Source organism: Methylobacterium sp. J-088 (assembly GCF_022829295.1).
Taxonomy (GTDB): Bacteria; Pseudomonadota; Alphaproteobacteria; order Rhizobiales; family Beijerinckiaceae; genus Methylobacterium.
This window is the reverse complement of record NZ_JAKSYH010000048.1, coordinates 41,167-55,418: the sequence shown is the minus strand read 5'-3', so window position 1 is coordinate 55,418 and position 14,252 is coordinate 41,167. Positions and strand designations below refer to the sequence as shown.

General features: G+C 71.9%; 11 protein-coding genes. 5 read left to right on the top strand and 6 right to left on the bottom strand.

Annotated features, from left to right (window positions below):
- Nucleotides 1–65: 65 nt before the first annotated feature.
- A complete protein-coding gene (locus MKK63_RS05255; RefSeq protein ID WP_243999358.1) occupies nt 66–1,310 on the top strand; it encodes a hypothetical protein in 1,245 nt (414 codons plus the stop codon).
- A gap of 12 nt (nt 1,311–1,322) precedes the next feature.
- On the opposite strand, the gene MKK63_RS05250 is transcribed toward MKK63_RS05255, so the two are convergent.
- Entirely contained in the window at nt 1,323–2,804 is a 1,482-nt protein-coding gene (locus MKK63_RS05250) for a PLP-dependent aminotransferase family protein (RefSeq protein WP_243999356.1), read from the bottom strand.
- A 112-nt stretch (nt 2,805–2,916) separates the two neighbouring features.
- Between MKK63_RS05250 and MKK63_RS05245 the strand changes: the two genes are divergently transcribed.
- From MKK63_RS05245 to MKK63_RS05235, 3 genes are all read left to right on the top strand, one after another.
- Entirely contained in the window at nt 2,917–3,543 is a 627-nt protein-coding gene (locus tag MKK63_RS05245; RefSeq protein ID WP_243999354.1) for an FMN-binding negative transcriptional regulator, read from the top strand.
- Nucleotides 3,540–4,256: a GNAT family N-acetyltransferase gene (locus MKK63_RS05240; protein WP_243999352.1), complete on the top strand. Its 717-nt coding sequence runs from the start codon at nt 3,540–3,542 to the stop codon at nt 4,254–4,256. The genes MKK63_RS05245 and MKK63_RS05240 overlap by 4 nt, the downstream gene beginning before the upstream one ends.
- Before the next feature lie 410 nt (nt 4,257–4,666).
- Nucleotides 4,667–6,088, top strand: coding sequence for a methyl-accepting chemotaxis protein (locus tag MKK63_RS05235; RefSeq protein ID WP_243999350.1), 1,422 nt, complete (start codon nt 4,667–4,669; stop codon nt 6,086–6,088).
- Nucleotides 6,089–6,153: 65 nt separating this feature from the next.
- Here MKK63_RS05235 and MKK63_RS05230 read toward each other — a convergent pair whose 3' ends face one another.
- Together MKK63_RS05230 and MKK63_RS05225 are read right to left on the bottom strand one after the other, a co-directional pair.
- Nucleotides 6,154–7,707, bottom strand: a complete 1,554-nt coding sequence (locus MKK63_RS05230) for a GMC family oxidoreductase (protein WP_243999348.1) — start codon at nt 7,705–7,707, stop codon at nt 6,154–6,156.
- The gene (locus tag MKK63_RS05225) at nt 7,704–9,128 is read right to left on the bottom strand and encodes an alpha/beta hydrolase (protein ID WP_243999346.1); all 1,425 of its coding nucleotides are present in this window, start codon (nt 9,126–9,128) and stop codon (nt 7,704–7,706) included. The genes MKK63_RS05230 and MKK63_RS05225 overlap by 4 nt, the downstream gene beginning before the upstream one ends.
- Before the next feature lie 120 nt (nt 9,129–9,248).
- Between MKK63_RS05225 and MKK63_RS05220 the strand changes: the two genes are divergently transcribed.
- Complete coding sequence (locus MKK63_RS05220) at nt 9,249–10,007, top strand: GNAT family N-acetyltransferase (protein ID WP_243999344.1); 759 nt, start codon at nt 9,249–9,251, stop codon at nt 10,005–10,007.
- A gap of 435 nt (nt 10,008–10,442) precedes the next feature.
- Here the strand turns inward: MKK63_RS05220 and xseA are convergent, their stop codons facing one another.
- From xseA to MKK63_RS05205, 3 genes are all read right to left on the bottom strand, one after another.
- Entirely contained in the window at nt 10,443–12,131 is a 1,689-nt protein-coding gene (gene xseA, locus MKK63_RS05215; RefSeq protein ID WP_243999401.1) for an exodeoxyribonuclease VII large subunit, read from the bottom strand.
- A 119-nt stretch (nt 12,132–12,250) separates the two neighbouring features.
- Nucleotides 12,251–12,532, bottom strand: a complete 282-nt coding sequence (locus MKK63_RS05210) for a type II toxin-antitoxin system ParD family antitoxin (RefSeq protein WP_243999342.1) — start codon at nt 12,530–12,532, stop codon at nt 12,251–12,253.
- A gap of 84 nt (nt 12,533–12,616) precedes the next feature.
- Complete coding sequence (locus MKK63_RS05205) at nt 12,617–14,089, bottom strand: MDR family MFS transporter (RefSeq protein ID WP_243999340.1); 1,473 nt, start codon at nt 14,087–14,089, stop codon at nt 12,617–12,619.
- Nucleotides 14,090–14,252: the final 163 nt, after the last annotated feature.

The window sequence follows — 14,252 nt, the reverse complement described above, 5'->3', positions numbered from 1 at the left end:
ACGCCTGCGCGCGGAGTCTTTATCCGGCTTCGCGCGGCCCGGTTGTGGGCCGTCCGGGCGTGCCGATGAGCCAATCCTCCTCCGAGATCCTGCTCGTTCCCCGGGGCGAGGCCGGCCATTTCCTGCCGGCCGCGCTCGGCTGGATGGGCAAGCCGGTCACCGTGACAGTCGATCCGGGCGCGGCGCGCCACGTCCTCTGCCTGCCGGTGCTCGATTTCGTCCGCCTGGGTTTCCCCGAGGCCAACGGGCGGCTCGATCTCCTCACCCCCGGCGATGTCGAGACTCTGCGCACCGGGCGCGCGGCGCTGCTGCTCGATCTCTCGAACGAGGGCCCGGGCCTGCACGCCCCGACCTTCGAGGCGCTCCACCGCAACCTCGACGGCCTCGGCATCCCCCGCGACCGGGTCGTGCTCGTGTCCCAGAACCACCTGTTGCGGCTGGAGTACGAGCGGCTCCACGGCGAGGGTTTGCGGTTCTGGACGTTCGAGTTCTTCCCGCTCCAGGTCGCCCTCTGGCTCGACGCGGAGGCGGGCCCGCGCCTTTTCCCGCAGCACCCGCTCGATCGCACCGGCTATGCACCGTTCGCGCGGGGCGCGGGTCCGGCGCGCTTCCTGTGCCAGAACGCGGCCCTGCGCTGGCACCGGGTGCTGCTCTACCGCTGGTTCCAGCTCAACGGCCTGGACCGCGACGGTGTGATCTCCTTCCACGGTATCGGCACCGACAACCCGAAGGCGGGCGGCATCGACGTGTTTCACAGGCCGCCGGAGATCGAGGCCGCCTTCGGCCCGCTGCTGGCCGATATGGCGACCTGGATCCCCCGCCGGGCCCAGCGGATCGACGCCGACCGGGGCACCGACATGGTGATGACCCTGGACACGCGCGCCTACGCCGATTGCGACCTGACGGTGATCTCGGAGACCGACTTCTTCGAACCGGGCGTGGAGCGGATCACCGAGAAATCCCTGAAGGCCGCCGCGACCGGTCTGCCCTTCGTGATGGTCGGCGCCCCGCGCGCCGTGGCGCGGCTCTCCGAACTGGGCTTCCACACCTTCGAAGACCTGATCGACCACGGCTACGACCCGATCAGCGACCCGATCGAACGCCTGCCGCAGGTGTTTCGCGCGATCGAGCGGGCCTGGACAGACTGCAAGGCGGACCGCCCGGCCTGGCACCGCCGGGCGCGGGAGCAGACCGAGGCGAACGTCGCGCATGCGCGGAGCGGTCTGCTGCGGCAGCTGGATCGCGTGATGGTCGCGCCCCTCGTCGCGCGGCTGGCCCGGTTCGCCGAAACCGGCGCGATCGTGTCCTGAACGGGCTCCGTCTCACAGCATCTGGCGCAGCGTCTCCGCCAGGCGCCGCACCGCCGGCGCGATCGCCCGGTCGGGCACGGCGGCGTAGCCGAGCAGCAGCCCGGGCTCCGGCACCCCCGCGTGATAGGCCGAGAGCGCCACCGCGGAGATCCCGGCCCGGCCGAGGGCTGCCGCCGCGGCGGCATCGGTGAGGCTGGGTCCCCAGACCGGCCCCGGCCGCGCGATGAGGTGCATCCCGCCCTCCATCGGGTCGACCGCGATCACGTCCGCGGCGAATGTCGCGGCGGCCTCCACCAGGGCCTCCTGGCGCAGGGCGTAGAGGCGGCGGGTCCGGCGCAGATGGCCGGCGAGGTGCCCGTCCTCGATGAAGCGCGCGAGCGCCCACTGGCCGATCCCGGGCGGGGCGGGGCCGATCTCGGCGAGCGCCTGATTCACCGGGGCCACCAGCCCCCGGGGAAGGACGAGGTAGCTCAGGCCGAGGGCCGGCAGCAGGAGCTTGGAGAAGCTGCCCACGTAGATGACCCGGCCCGACCGATCGAGGGCGCGCAACGGCGCGAGCGGACGGCCGGCATACCGGTAGGCGCCGTCGTAATCGTCCTCGACGATCCAGCCCGAGACCGAATCCGCCCAGGCCAGGAGGTCGAGGCGGTTCTCCAGGCTCATCGTGTGGCCGAGGGGGTAATGGTGGGCCGGCGTCACCACGGCGAGCCGCGCGCCGGGCGCCAGGAGGGCCGCGCGGGACGCGGACAACCCGCCCGGTCCGACCGGGATCGGCACCGGCCGCAGGCCCGCGTTGGCGAGCGCCTGGGCGATCCCGGGAAATCCCGGCTCCTCCACCAGGGCGGTCTCCCCGGGATCGAGCAGCAGCTCTGCGAGCAGCCGCAGGCTCTGCCGGATACCGGCCGTGACGATCACGTCGTCGGCCTCGCAGACGACGCCCCGTGCCTGCGCCAGATAGGCCGCGATGGCGCCGCGCAACGCCGGCGAGCCGCGGGGATCCGGCGGCTCGACCGGTCCGTGGCGCCATTCGGCCTGGAGCAGGCGCGCCCAGACCGCGTACGGGAAGGCATCGGGTGCCGGACGGCCCAACGCGAAGGCGTCGGGCGCGGTGGATCCCGCCATGTACCGCTGCCGCGGCGTCGCGGTGAGGCCGGCACCCCGGCGCGACAGGTTGGGCACCGGGGCGACCGACGCGCCCACGGGTCGGACCGCCGACGGCACCGAATCGTCCGGCAGGGTCGCGGCGACGCGCGTGGCCGAGCCGGGGCGGGCCGTCAGGTAGCCTTCGGCGACAAGCTGTTCGAGGGCGAGCACCACCGTGCCGCGGGCGCAGGCGAGATCGGCGGCCAGCACGCGCGAGGCCGGAAGCCGGGCCCCGCGCGGCAGCCGGCGGTCGAGGATCGCCCGACGCAACGCCTCCCGAAGCTGCGCGTGGAGCGGCAGCGGGTTCGCGGGGTCGAGGCTGACGGGCAGCGGAAGCGGAGCTCTGGACATCCCGGCACGTGGTCCAGTCGCATTTCAGGAATTGGACCTTTCCTCTGGTCCACCAAACCGTCAAGCACCCCGGGCAAACGACGCGTCTGTGTGATCCGACAGGACGAGGCCCGTGTACCAGCCGCCACATTTCAGGGACGATGCTCGGGAGGCCCAGCAGGCGCTGATCCGCGCCTATCCGCTCGGCCTCCTGATCACCGCCGGGCCGGGGGGCCTGACCGCCAACCCGATCCCGTTCCTCCTCGACGAAGGCGGCGCGCACGGGATCCTGCGTGCGCATCTCGCGCGCGCCAACCCGCAGGGCGTGGATCTGGCTGCGGTCGCCGAATGCCTCGTGGTGTTCCAGGGGCCGCAGGGCTACGTCACCCCGAGCTGGTACGCGAGCAAGCGGGTTCATGGCCGCGTCGTCCCGACCTGGAACTACGCCACCGTCCATGCCTGGGGCCGCCCGCGCGTGATCGCGGATGCGGCATGGCTGCGGCGCCAGATCGCCGATCTCACGGCGCTCCGGGAGGGGTCGCGCGCCGAGCCCTGGGCGGTGTCCGACGCGCCGGAGCCGTTCGTGGCGGCGCAGGTTCAGGCGCTGATCGGCGTCGAGATCCCGATCACGCGTATCGAGGGGAAGTGGAAGATGAGCCAGAACAGGCCGGAGCCCGACCGGGCCGGCGTGATCGCAGGATTCCAGGCCGCGGGCGAGGCGGAACTCGCCGAACTGGTCGCCGAGCGGAGCCGGCCATGAGCGCGCGCGTCGACGAGTTCGGCCAGCCGATCGGGCCGGCTTTGCCGGACTGGACGCCGCGTCCGCACCCGCCCCGGACGCCGATGGAGGGCCGCACCTGCCGGGTCGTGCCCCTCGACGCCGAGGCCCACGCGGCCGGTCTGTTCGCAGCCTACAGCGCAGCGCCCGATCGGCGGACGTGGACTTATCTCCCCGACGCGATGTCCGAGAGCGAGGCAGCGTTCCGCGAGCGTCTCGAAGCCCGGGCGGCGAGCCGGGATCCGCTGTTCCATGCGATCCTCGACCGCGAGAGCGGCGAGCCCTTAGGCATCGCCTCGTATCTCAGGATCGACGCGGCCAACGGCGTGATCGAGGTCGGGCACCTGCATTTCGGGCCGGGCCTGCAGCGTACCCCAGCCTCGACCGAGGCCATGGCTCTGATGATGACCCGCGCCTTCGACGCGCTCGGCTACCGCCGCTACGAGTGGAAGTGCGACAGCCTCAACGCCCCGTCCCGTGCGGCGGCCCTGCGCCTGGGCTTCACCTTCGAGGGCATCTTCCGGAATGCCACCGTGGTGAAGGGCCGCTCGCGCGACACCGCGTGGTTCTCGATCACCGACGCGGACTGGCCGAAGGTCCGTGCCGGTTTCGAAGCGTGGCTCGATCCCGCGAATTTCGACGCGGAGGGCCGCCAGCGGCGCTCGCTCGCCGATCTGCGCGGAGCGGCGGGCTGAGGCGACCCGTCCGGCGAAGCCACGACGGACGCGTCGAGGCTGCTTGGGACGCGCAACGAACGGCCTCCCGTTCGATCAAGGCAAGTCGATCCGATCTGGGAACGTAGTGTAACAGACAGAGAAACCCAATCGGCTCCGGCGGAAAGCGGCGCGCACCGCAATGCAGACCGGTTCACGACACATGGCGAAGATGTTAATCGTGTCGTCATATTCGGAGACTCCGAGTCTGCGCGCGGAAAATCATGCCCTTGCTCGCATACCTCTGGAAGATCGATCTGTAGGCGACAGGAAATACGGAGCATGCGCGGCCCCATGTTTCGCTCCGGACGTATCTCTTTGCGGTCGTCGGGTTCCTCGGCCTCGCGCTCATCGCCGATGTCGCGGCGCGGGCGTGGCATGCCTGGGAGGTTGTGACCGCGTCGGAGATCGCCAAGCGCGATGCCGTCGCCGACAAGGCTGTCTTGAACGCATTGCAGGCCCTTCGATTCGAGCGAAGCAACAGCCTCTCCAGCCTCAAGGCGAGCACCGGGGAGGCCCGGACCGCTATCGAGCGGCTCGCCAAGATCCGCTTGGAAGTCGATGCGACGATGCGGGAGATCGGTTTGCAGGCGGCCGGGTTCGCCGATCCCGAGCTGACCGTCGCGACGCGTGCGATGGATCAGGTCGTGGCCGCGACGGAAGCCGCGGTCGAGCGGGCGCGGCGGGTCATGACGTCGATGTCGGCCGTCATCGGGGCGGCATTGCTCGTGGTCCTGGGCGGCTTGGCGATCACGCAGTTCCGCGTCGTCCGGCCGCTCGGCGCCATGCAGGGGACGATGTCCAGGCTCGGCGCCGGCGATCTGGACGTCCGGATCCCGGGCTTGAACCGCCGGGACGAGATCGGCGCGATGGCGGCGGCCGTGCAGCTGTTCAAGGACAACCTGATCCGCACCCGGGCCCTGGAGGCCGAGACCGCTCAGGCACGGTTGGCCGCCGAGGACCAGCGCAGGACCGTCATGCGGCAACTGGCCGATGGCTTCGAGCGGGCGGTCGGCGGCATCATCGGCCTCGTCTCGGCCTCGGCTACGGAGTTGCAGGCCACAGCCCAGACCATGAGCGCCACCGCAGCCCAGACCGCCGACCAGTCGACCACGGTCGCGGCCGCCGCCGAGGAGGCGGCCAGCAACGTCGGCACCGTGGCGGCCGCCGCCGAGGAACTGGGCTCCTCGGTTCAGGAGATCGGCCGGCAGGTGCAGGGCTCCGCGGAACTCGCGACGGCAACGGCTTCGGAGGCCGATCGGACCACCGCGCTGGTGCAGGAGCTGAGCGGGGCGGTCACGCGCATCGGCGACGTGGTCGGCCTGATCGCCTCGATCGCGAGCCAGACCAACCTTCTTGCGCTCAACGCCACGATCGAGGCGGCGCGGGCCGGCGAGGCGGGCCGGGGATTCGCGGTGGTGGCTTCGGAGGTCAAGGCGCTCGCCGAGCAGACCGCCAGGGCGACCGACGAGATCTCCGGGCAGATCACGCGGATCCAGGCCTCGACCGGCCAGGCAGTGGTGGCGATCGGAGCGATCACCGCACGGATCCAGGATCTCAGCGACGTGGCGACCACGATCGCCGCGGCGGTGGAGCAACAGGGATCGGCGACCCAGGAGATCGTGCGCAACGTCACCCAGGCGGCGCAGGGCACCGGCGCGGTGACGAGCAATGTCGCGGGCGTGGCGCATGCGGGCGAGGAGACGGGGGCAGCGGCGAGCCAGGTCCTCGGGGCCGCTTCCGAACTCTCGCGCCAGTCCGAACACCTCACGGCTGAGGTCGCTCGCTTCCTCGCGACGGTGCGGGCCGCGTAGACCGACGGGGCGCCCGTCTCGGGCGTTTCCCGCTGCCGCCGGTCCACCGCCGCGCAGGCCGGACCTCAGCTCCGCCCTGCACCGCCCAAAAACGCCTCTGCGGTGCGCAGGCTCAGCGCCATGATGGTCAGCGCCGGGTTCGCCGCGAGAGAACTCGGAAAGGTCGAGCCGTCGCAGATCCACAAATTGTCGATGTCGAAGCTGCGGCCCTGCGGGTCGACCACGGCGCTCGACCCGTCGCGGCCCATCCGGCAGGTGCCCAGCGTGTGGGCGACGCGCTCCAGCACCCAGATGTCGTCGGCGCCGGCTTGTTCCCACAGGTCGCGCATGACCCGCGTGGCGTGGGCGTTGAGGCTTTTCTCGTTGGTGCCGTAGCCGAAGCTGATCTGGGGCTTGCGCATCCCACGCGCGTCGGTCTCGTCCGCCAGCGTCAGCACGTTGGCGTCGCAGGGCAGGGTCTCGCCGTTGATGCCGATACCGGCGAGATTGTTGTAGCGGTCGAGATAGTCGAGGAGCGGCTTGCCCCACAAACCGCGCCCGCGCGCCACAGCGTTGCCGAAGGTCACCGGCACGACGCCGAGGCTCTGAATCAGGTAGCCGCCGGCGAAATCCGAGCCCGCGCGGATGAAGTCCTCGGTGATGAGCGACGAGGGGTAACCGCGGTTCATCCGCACCGCGTGCGGGAAGGTGCCCCAGACCTGCGTCGCCACATGGCCCATGTAGTTCCGGCCGATCTGGTCGCTCGAATTGGCGAGGCCGCAATGCAGCAGCAGCCGCGGCGTCTCGACCGCGCCGGCGCAGAGGAAGACCGTGGCGCAGCGCTGGCGCCGGTCCTGGCCGTCCTGCCGGTAGACCACGGCGGTGATGCGCCCGTCCGTGCCGCGCTCCAGGCCGTGCACGAAGGCCTCGGCCCGGATCTCCGCGCCGCGGGCCAGCGCCATCGGCAGGTAGGTGACGTCCATGCTGGCCTTGGCGCCGTTGCGGCAGCCCTGGTGGCAGTAGCCGCAATTGATGCAGGCGCCGCGGTGGGGTCCGTCCTCCGACTGGAAGTCCCGGGAGACCACGGCCGCGGGCGCGTCGGCCCAGCGGATGCCCCGGGCTTCGCAGGCCTGCGCCATGATCTGCGCGGGGCCGTTGCGCGGCACCGGGGGCAGGGGATAGCGCCGGTCGGCATCCCACGGATAGCTCTGCGCCCCCGAAACGCCGAGGAACCGCTCCACGCGCTCATAAAACGGCAGCAGGTCGTCGTAGCCGAGGGGCCAGTCGACGCCCTCGCCGGTCTCCGTGTGGAGCCGCAGGTCGCGGGCATCGGCCCGGGGCACGAAAGCGCCCCAGTGCAGCGTCGAGCCGCCCACCCCGGTGCCGCTGTTGTTGCCGCCGAAGGCCTCCGGCGTCGAGCCGCCGCTGAGGCGCTCATCCGTCCAGTAGATCTCGTCCGCCAGGGTCTCGTCGAAGGCGAAGCGCTCCGGCGTGAAGTTCGGTCCGGCCTCCAGGGCCACGACCTTCAGGCCCGCCGCGGCGAGGCGGGCGAGGAGCGGCGCGCCGCCCGCCCCGGTGCCGACGATCACCGCATCGACGACGTCATCCTCGCGGTAGGTCCGCATCCCCGCGACGTTCATCGTACAGTCTCCCCGTGTGACGGTCGTGGTTCCCAGGCTTCGGGCGTGTCGAGCCCGACCGCGTGGAAGCCGGGCAGGTCCGTGGCGATCGCATCCGGCCGGTCGCCGCCGGCGCCGATCCCCGAGAAACCGATCCGCGCCAGGGCCGCCGGGTGGCCGAGCCAGAGCCGGGCCGCGTCGCCGCGCAGGTCCTCGAACCAGAAGCGCATCCGGTCGGCGTCGAGCCGGCCGCCGAGCGTGTCCGGAACCGTCAGTTCGCCCCGCTGGCAGAGCGTCAGCAGCGCGTCCTGGTTGTCGGTGTCGAGGGCCACGAACGGGCGGCCGTGAGCCGCGCGTGCGGCGGCGTCGAGGGTCCGCAACGCAGCCCGATAGGCGTCCGGGTCGGCGGGCAGGGCCGCGAAGCGCCAGCCGTCGCCCTGTCCGGAGGCGAGGCGGCGGTCGATCCGTGCGGCGAGGTCGAGGCCGGGCTCGGGCAGGACCCGGGCGAGGGCGGCGCGCAGGATCGCGAGTTCCACCGGGTCGACAGCCTCCGGCCGGTAGGCGGGATCGTCCGGCTCGGCGCGGGTGTTCAGCGCTTCGCGCAGGCGGCTGTTGACCCGCTCCGAGGCGATCAGCGCCGCGTAGGCGGGCGGAACCTCGGGCGGGCCGGCGACCGGCGCCGCGGCCCGCGTGGCGAAATGCTCGCGCACCAACCCGGCCAGGAGGTCGGGGCGCTCCAGCGGCAGGAGATGGCCGACGCCCGCGACGGTCACGCGGCGATGCCGCGCGAGATGGGGCGCCATCAGCGCCTCCTGCGCGTCCGCGCCGAGATCGGCATCTTCCGAACCCGCCAGGATCAGGGCAGGCGTGGGCAGAACGCCGATGCGGCGGCCCCAATCCTCGCGGGCGCCGGACTCGAGCCAGGCCTTCCAGGCTTCCGGCGCGGCCCGGAGCACATCGGCCACCGCCGCGTCCTCGGTCGCGCGATCCAGGGCGGTCCCGACATTCTCGCGCACGAAGGCCCTGGCCTCCCGCGCCCGCGTCTCGGGATCCGCGTCGATCCAGGCCCGCATCCGGGCGCGGCGCTCCTCCGGGATCGGCTCGGGGCTCGGCGGCGAGCCGGACACCAGGATCAGGTCGGTGAGCCCGGCAAGCCCCGGCGCCCCGTCCTCGGAGCGGCGCGCCAGGGCCAGCGCCACCTTGGCGCCCATGCTGTGCCCCGCGATCCCGTAGGAAGCAGGTGCGCGGGCGCGGATGGCCTCCGCTACGTGATCGGCCATTGCGTCGACCGAGAACCCGGTCTTGCCGGCTTCCACCCCGAAGCCCGGCAAGTCTATGGGCACGCACGTCACGACGCCGTCGAGCGCCTCGGCAAGTCGCGCCCAACTTTGGGCAGACCCGCCGAGAAAGTGCAGGCAGAACAGGCATTCAGGTTCGGACATCGCGAAGACATCGCGCGGGCCTGGAATGCTTCAAGCGGACGCGACGCCGCACGGCAAAACTCTTGGCCGCACGTCCGTTGTCCGCGTTCCCGCGGCATGGGATCACCGCCCCCGGAGGACATGATGATCGTCGATCTCGACCTGGCCTGGCGCGTGGAGGAGGCCTGCCTCAACGCCTGGCCGAGCCCGCGCCAGATCCTGGTGGAGGGCTATCTACTGCGCGCCGCGGGCGGGCGGTCGAAGCGGCAGAACTCGGTCAATCCGATGCGCGGAAGCGGCGCCCCCGAGCCCGCCATCGCGGCGGCCCGCGCGCTCTACCGCAGCCTCGGCCAGCGCCCGATCTTCCGGGTTCCGGCCATCGCGCCGCAGATGGAGCCGCTCCTCGGACACGGCGACTACGCGGTCGTGGATGAGACCTGCACGCTGTACCGCCCCCTCGACGGCGTGCCGGACGCGCTCGACCCGTCCGTCACCGTCGCGACGGCGCCCGGCGCGGACTGGCTGGCGCTTCGCGACGCGGTGAACCAAGCGGACGCCGCGGCCGCCCAGGTGTTTCGCGACACGGTCGCGGCCCTGATGCTGCCGCGGGTTTTCTCAAGCACGGCCGCGGAGGGCGGGATCGGGGCGATCGCCTTCGGGGTCCTCGACCGCGGGTTGCTGGTGATCGAATCCGTGGCGACCCCCGCGCCCCTGCGCGGCCGTGGCCATGCCCGGCGCGCCGTTGGGGCGTTGCTCCGCTGGAGCCGGGCCCAGGGGGCCGAGGCCGCCTGTCTGCAGGTCGTTGCGGAGAACACCCCGGCGCGGTCGCTGTATCGCAGCCTCGGATTCGAGCGCGAGTTATACCGCTACCATTACCGGGTCGGGCCGGAGCCGGACTGAACGGGCGCTGCAAGAAGAGCATCACGACAAAGGCCCGGAGCCATGCTCGATTGCGATGCCACGATACGCAACCACCGTCTGTCGACAGGATCGGCAAGCGCGACCGGCCCCCTCTCCCGAGCGGGAGAGGGTTGGGGTGAGGGATGAGAACGCTCAGGACAAAGCACGTGATCGACGCCCCGATGGGTCGCGCCTCGTTCGGAACGTTCTCGACCCTCACCCTGTCCCTCTCCCGCTCGGGAGAGGGGACCCGCGCTTCATTCGGCGACGGTGGCCGTACCATCGTTTACAGTGTTGCAATGCGAATATGCGCGCCTCCAAAGTCGTTATTGCGCCGTATCTAAATCACCGGTCTGGACGCTGCCGTCTTCGCGAATGGGGCGACGTGACAACGAGGCGGATTGCAGCGATGCAATCCTTCAACCCGCCACCCTGTCAGGCGTCGAACAGCGAGCCCTGCCGCACCGGGCTGGCCGGCTTCGCGCTGCGCCGCTCAGCCGCGCGAGCAGAAGCCGGGGACGGTCGCGCGCTGGCCCGGCGCTTGGCCGCCCCATCCGGATCCTGCCCGACATCCGGCACGGCCGCGACGGTCCCGTCCGAGAACTGCAGACTGAGGCGCGTGGCGGCGGCGGCCTCGGCGGCGCGGCGCATCGGCAGGCCGGCGGCGTCTCGGACCAGCACGTAACCCCGCTCGAGCACGGCGTGGTAGCTGAGCGAGCCGAGGAGCCCGGCCAGACCCTCCAGCCGATCACGGCGCCGCTCGATCCCGCGCGCACCGGCCTGGGTCAAGCGGTCGGACAGGGCGAGCAGCCGGTCGGTGCGGCGTGCCTGCAGGGCGCGGGCCCGCTCCAGGCTCGCGTCGCGGGCCACGACGAGGCGGCGCCCGAGCTGGACCAGCGCCTCGCCCTTGCGCTGCACGTCGTTTTGCAGGGCGTGGAGCGGCCGGTGATCGATCCGCGCCAACCGGGCGCGGGCATTGGCCAGCGCCACATCGGGCGAACGCCGCGCCATCCGGTCGAGCAGGAGCTGGAGCCGCGCCCGGTGCCGGCTTGCGCCCGCGGCCAGGGCCGGGGCGAGGCGGGCCTCGGCGAGGTCGAGCCGCTGGCGCTTGGCCGCCAGCAGGGCATCGGCACTGGGTAGCGCCCGCCCCAGCGCCCGCAGGTCGACCCGGTCGCGCTCGATCCGCCGCCCGACCGCGCCGATCGCCCGGGCGGAGAGGTCCGCCACCGTAGCGATCAGGTCGGCCCGGACCGGCACCGCCATCTCGGCGGCCCCGGTCGGGGTCGGGGCGCGGCGATCGGACACGTAGTCGATCAGCGTGGTGTCGGTCTCGTGACCCACCGCCGAGATCAACGGGATCGCGCTTTCGAAGGCGGCGCGGACCACGCATTCCTCGTTGAAGGCCCAGAGATCCTCGATCGAGCCGCCGCCGCGGGCGACGATCAGCACGTCCGGGCGCGGGATCGGGCCGCCGGGCTTCAGGGCGTTGAAGCCGCGGATCGCGGCGGCGACCTCCTCGGCCGCGCCGTCGCCCTGCACCCGCACCGGCCAGACCAGGACGGGGCGCGGGAAGCGATCCTCCAGCCGGTGGAGGATGTCCCGGATCACCGCACCGGTGGGCGAGGTGACGACGCCGACGACGCGCGGCAGGTAGGGGATCGCCCGCTTGTGCTCGGGGGCGAACAGCCCCTCGGCGGCAAGCTGCTTCTTGCGCTCCTCCAGCAGGGCCATCCAGGCGCCGAGGCCGGCCGGCTCCAGGCTCTCGACCACGATCTGGTACGACGATTTGCCCGCGAAGGTGGTGATGCGCCCGGTGGCGATCACCTCCAGCCCCTCCTGGGGCCGCTGGCGCAGGCGCCCGAACACGCCCTTCCAGACGACCGCGTCGATGCGCGCCTGCCCGTCCTTCAAGGAAAAGTAGGCGTGGCCCGAGCCGTGCTGGCCGCGATAGCCGGAGATTTCGCCGCGCAGGCGCACATGGCCGAACGCATCCTCGAGGGTGCGCTTCAGAGCGCCCGCGAGGTCGCCCACCGTCCATTCGGGCTGGTTGGCCGTGAGCACGCTGGTCGGCGGGATGTCCGTCGCGGGCGGGGCGGCGGGGCGCGGGGGTGGAACGAGGGGCATCATCGGAGGCTAATGCATGCGGCGCGGAAGGGGAAACCGGTTCTCCGACTTCATCGCGATTGCGGCGATCCAGTCGAGATCGTCACCCGCGGCGGGCGCGTAGACGATACGTCGCCGCCTCACGTGCCATCCCGCATCCGTGCTTCGTGACGCTGACGCATCCGCTCGGCCATCTCGTCCGCCGAGATCAAGCGCTCGCGATGTGCCTTCATCGCGTCGTAGGTCGCGGCGACTTCGTCCCGGAGCCAGCACGCGACGGCAGCGTCACGCTCCTGAAGCGCGCGCAACCCGGGCCGCACAACCTCGCTGGCGCTCGCAAACGCGCCGGCCCTGACTTGAGCATCGATGAACGCGGCCCGCTCAGCGGTCAGACTGAACGTCCGCTTCTCGGTCGCGGCCATGCCGGCTCCTGCGAAACAACGGCATGACATGATCATACCGCGCCCGGAGGCGGCCGCAAACGCAGCGGCCCCTCGAAACGACGCCTACTCCACCGCGAGTTCGCGCGGCCCCTCCGAGATCGCCACGGGCGGGACGAGGAGCGACAGGAGCAGGGTCAGCACGGCAACGGCGAAGACCGTCCAGAACGTCCCGTGGAGCGCATGCTGCAGTCCGGCCCGGATCGCCTCGCCGCCGGCGCCGAGGCTCGACGGATCGTCGAGCAGGCGCCGGAGTTCGTCCGAACTGACCGTGGCCCCGCTCGTCGGGTGCGCCAGCCGGTAGTTCAGGACGGCGCCCAGCGCAGTGGCGCCGAGCGTCGAGCCAAGGTTGCGCGCAAAAATGTTCGAGGCGGTGGCGGCCCCGCGCTGCGCCCAGGCGACGCTGTCCTGGATGATCACGATGGCGGCCGTGGACAGGAAGCCCATGCCCAGCCCCATCACGATCGAGCCCGCAGCCGCCACGGCGGGCGAGGTCGACGGGCCCAGGGCCACGAACGCGGTGGCCCCGAGCGGCAGCAGAACCGCGCCGACCAGCAGGATCGGGCGCAGGCCGAAGCGGACGAAGCTGCGCGCCGCCGTCGTCGCGCCGATCGGCCAGCCCAGCACCATCAGGGTCAGGGTCAGGCCGGCGATCAGCGGCGATTGCTGCAGCACGCCCTGGACGTACATCGGCAGGAAGGCCGTGAGCCCGATCACCGTCATGCCGGATAGGAGCGTCGCGGTGTTGGCGGTGGCGATCGGCCGCTGCATCCACAGGCGGATGTCGAGCATCGGGTCGGGCGCGCGGCGCTCCTGCAGCACGAACAGGAGCGCGGCGACCACGAAGGCCATGCCCGGCCATAGCGCTGCCGCAGCCGACTCGCCCGCCTGGGTCAGCGCGATCATCAGCGCCGCGATGGCGGCGGTGAACAGGCCTGCGCCGATCACGTCGATCTGGCGGCTGCGGCGCTCGACGCCCTCGTGCAGGTACCGGAGGAACAGGCCCGCCGCGATGAGACCGATCGGCAGGTTGATCCAGAAGATCCAGGGCCAGCTCAGATGGCCGATGATCAGCCCGCCGACCAGCGGACCGGCCACCGAGGAGATGCCCCAGACGCTGGCGAGATAGCCCTGGACCCGGCCGCGTTCCCGGGCCGAATAGAGATCCCCGACCACCGTCAGGCTCACCGGCTGGATCGCCCCGGCGCCGACGCCCTGAACGAGGCGGAACAGGATCAGCGAGGGCATCGACCACGCCAAGCCGCAGAGCAGCGAGCCGAGGAGGAACACCGCGATGCCGAACAGCAGGACCGGCCGGCGCCCATAGAGGTCGGACAGCTTGCCGAACACCACCGTGGTGGCCGTCTGGGTCAGCAGGAAGGATGCGAACACCCAGGCATAGAGGTGGAGATCCCCGAGCTGACCGGCGATCTGCGGCATCGCGGTCGAGACGATCGTCGCCTCGATGGCGATCATGAACATCGCCGCCATCACCGCGGCGAGGACCAGCGGGCGGTGCGTCTCAGGGGGTGTCGGCATGGAAGCGATCTAGGCCGGGCGTGAGCCGCAACCCAGCGCCGTCGTGCGGCAACTGGGCGGCCATGGCGAGGTCCGTGCGCGAGCGCACATCGACCGCAGGTGCGGCCCGCCGTGGGGGCATGGACCGGCCGCAGCCCTGTTCCGCCGGCATGGGTTGCGCCGG

Excerpts from the sequence above, each read along its gene's own strand:
- MKK63_RS05255 (WP_243999358.1), top strand. The coding sequence starts at position 66 with ATGAGCCAATCCTCCTCCGAGATCCTGCTCGTTCCCCGGGGCGAGGCC.
- MKK63_RS05250 (WP_243999356.1), bottom strand. The coding sequence starts at position 2,804 with ATGTCCAGAGCTCCGCTTCCGCTGCCCGTCAGCCTCGACCCCGCGAAC.
- MKK63_RS05240 (WP_243999352.1), top strand. The coding sequence starts at position 3,540 with ATGAGCGCGCGCGTCGACGAGTTCGGCCAGCCGATCGGGCCGGCTTTG.
- MKK63_RS05230 (WP_243999348.1), bottom strand. The coding sequence starts at position 7,707 with ATGAACGTCGCGGGGATGCGGACCTACCGCGAGGATGACGTCGTCGAT.
- MKK63_RS05225 (WP_243999346.1), bottom strand. The coding sequence starts at position 9,128 with ATGTCCGAACCTGAATGCCTGTTCTGCCTGCACTTTCTCGGCGGGTCT.
- MKK63_RS05220 (WP_243999344.1), top strand. The coding sequence starts at position 9,249 with ATGATGATCGTCGATCTCGACCTGGCCTGGCGCGTGGAGGAGGCCTGC.
- xseA (WP_243999401.1), bottom strand. The coding sequence starts at position 12,131 with ATGCCCCTCGTTCCACCCCCGCGCCCCGCCGCCCCGCCCGCGACGGAC.
- MKK63_RS05210 (WP_243999342.1), bottom strand. The coding sequence starts at position 12,532 with ATGGCCGCGACCGAGAAGCGGACGTTCAGTCTGACCGCTGAGCGGGCC.
- MKK63_RS05205 (WP_243999340.1), bottom strand. The coding sequence starts at position 14,089 with ATGCCGACACCCCCTGAGACGCACCGCCCGCTGGTCCTCGCCGCGGTG.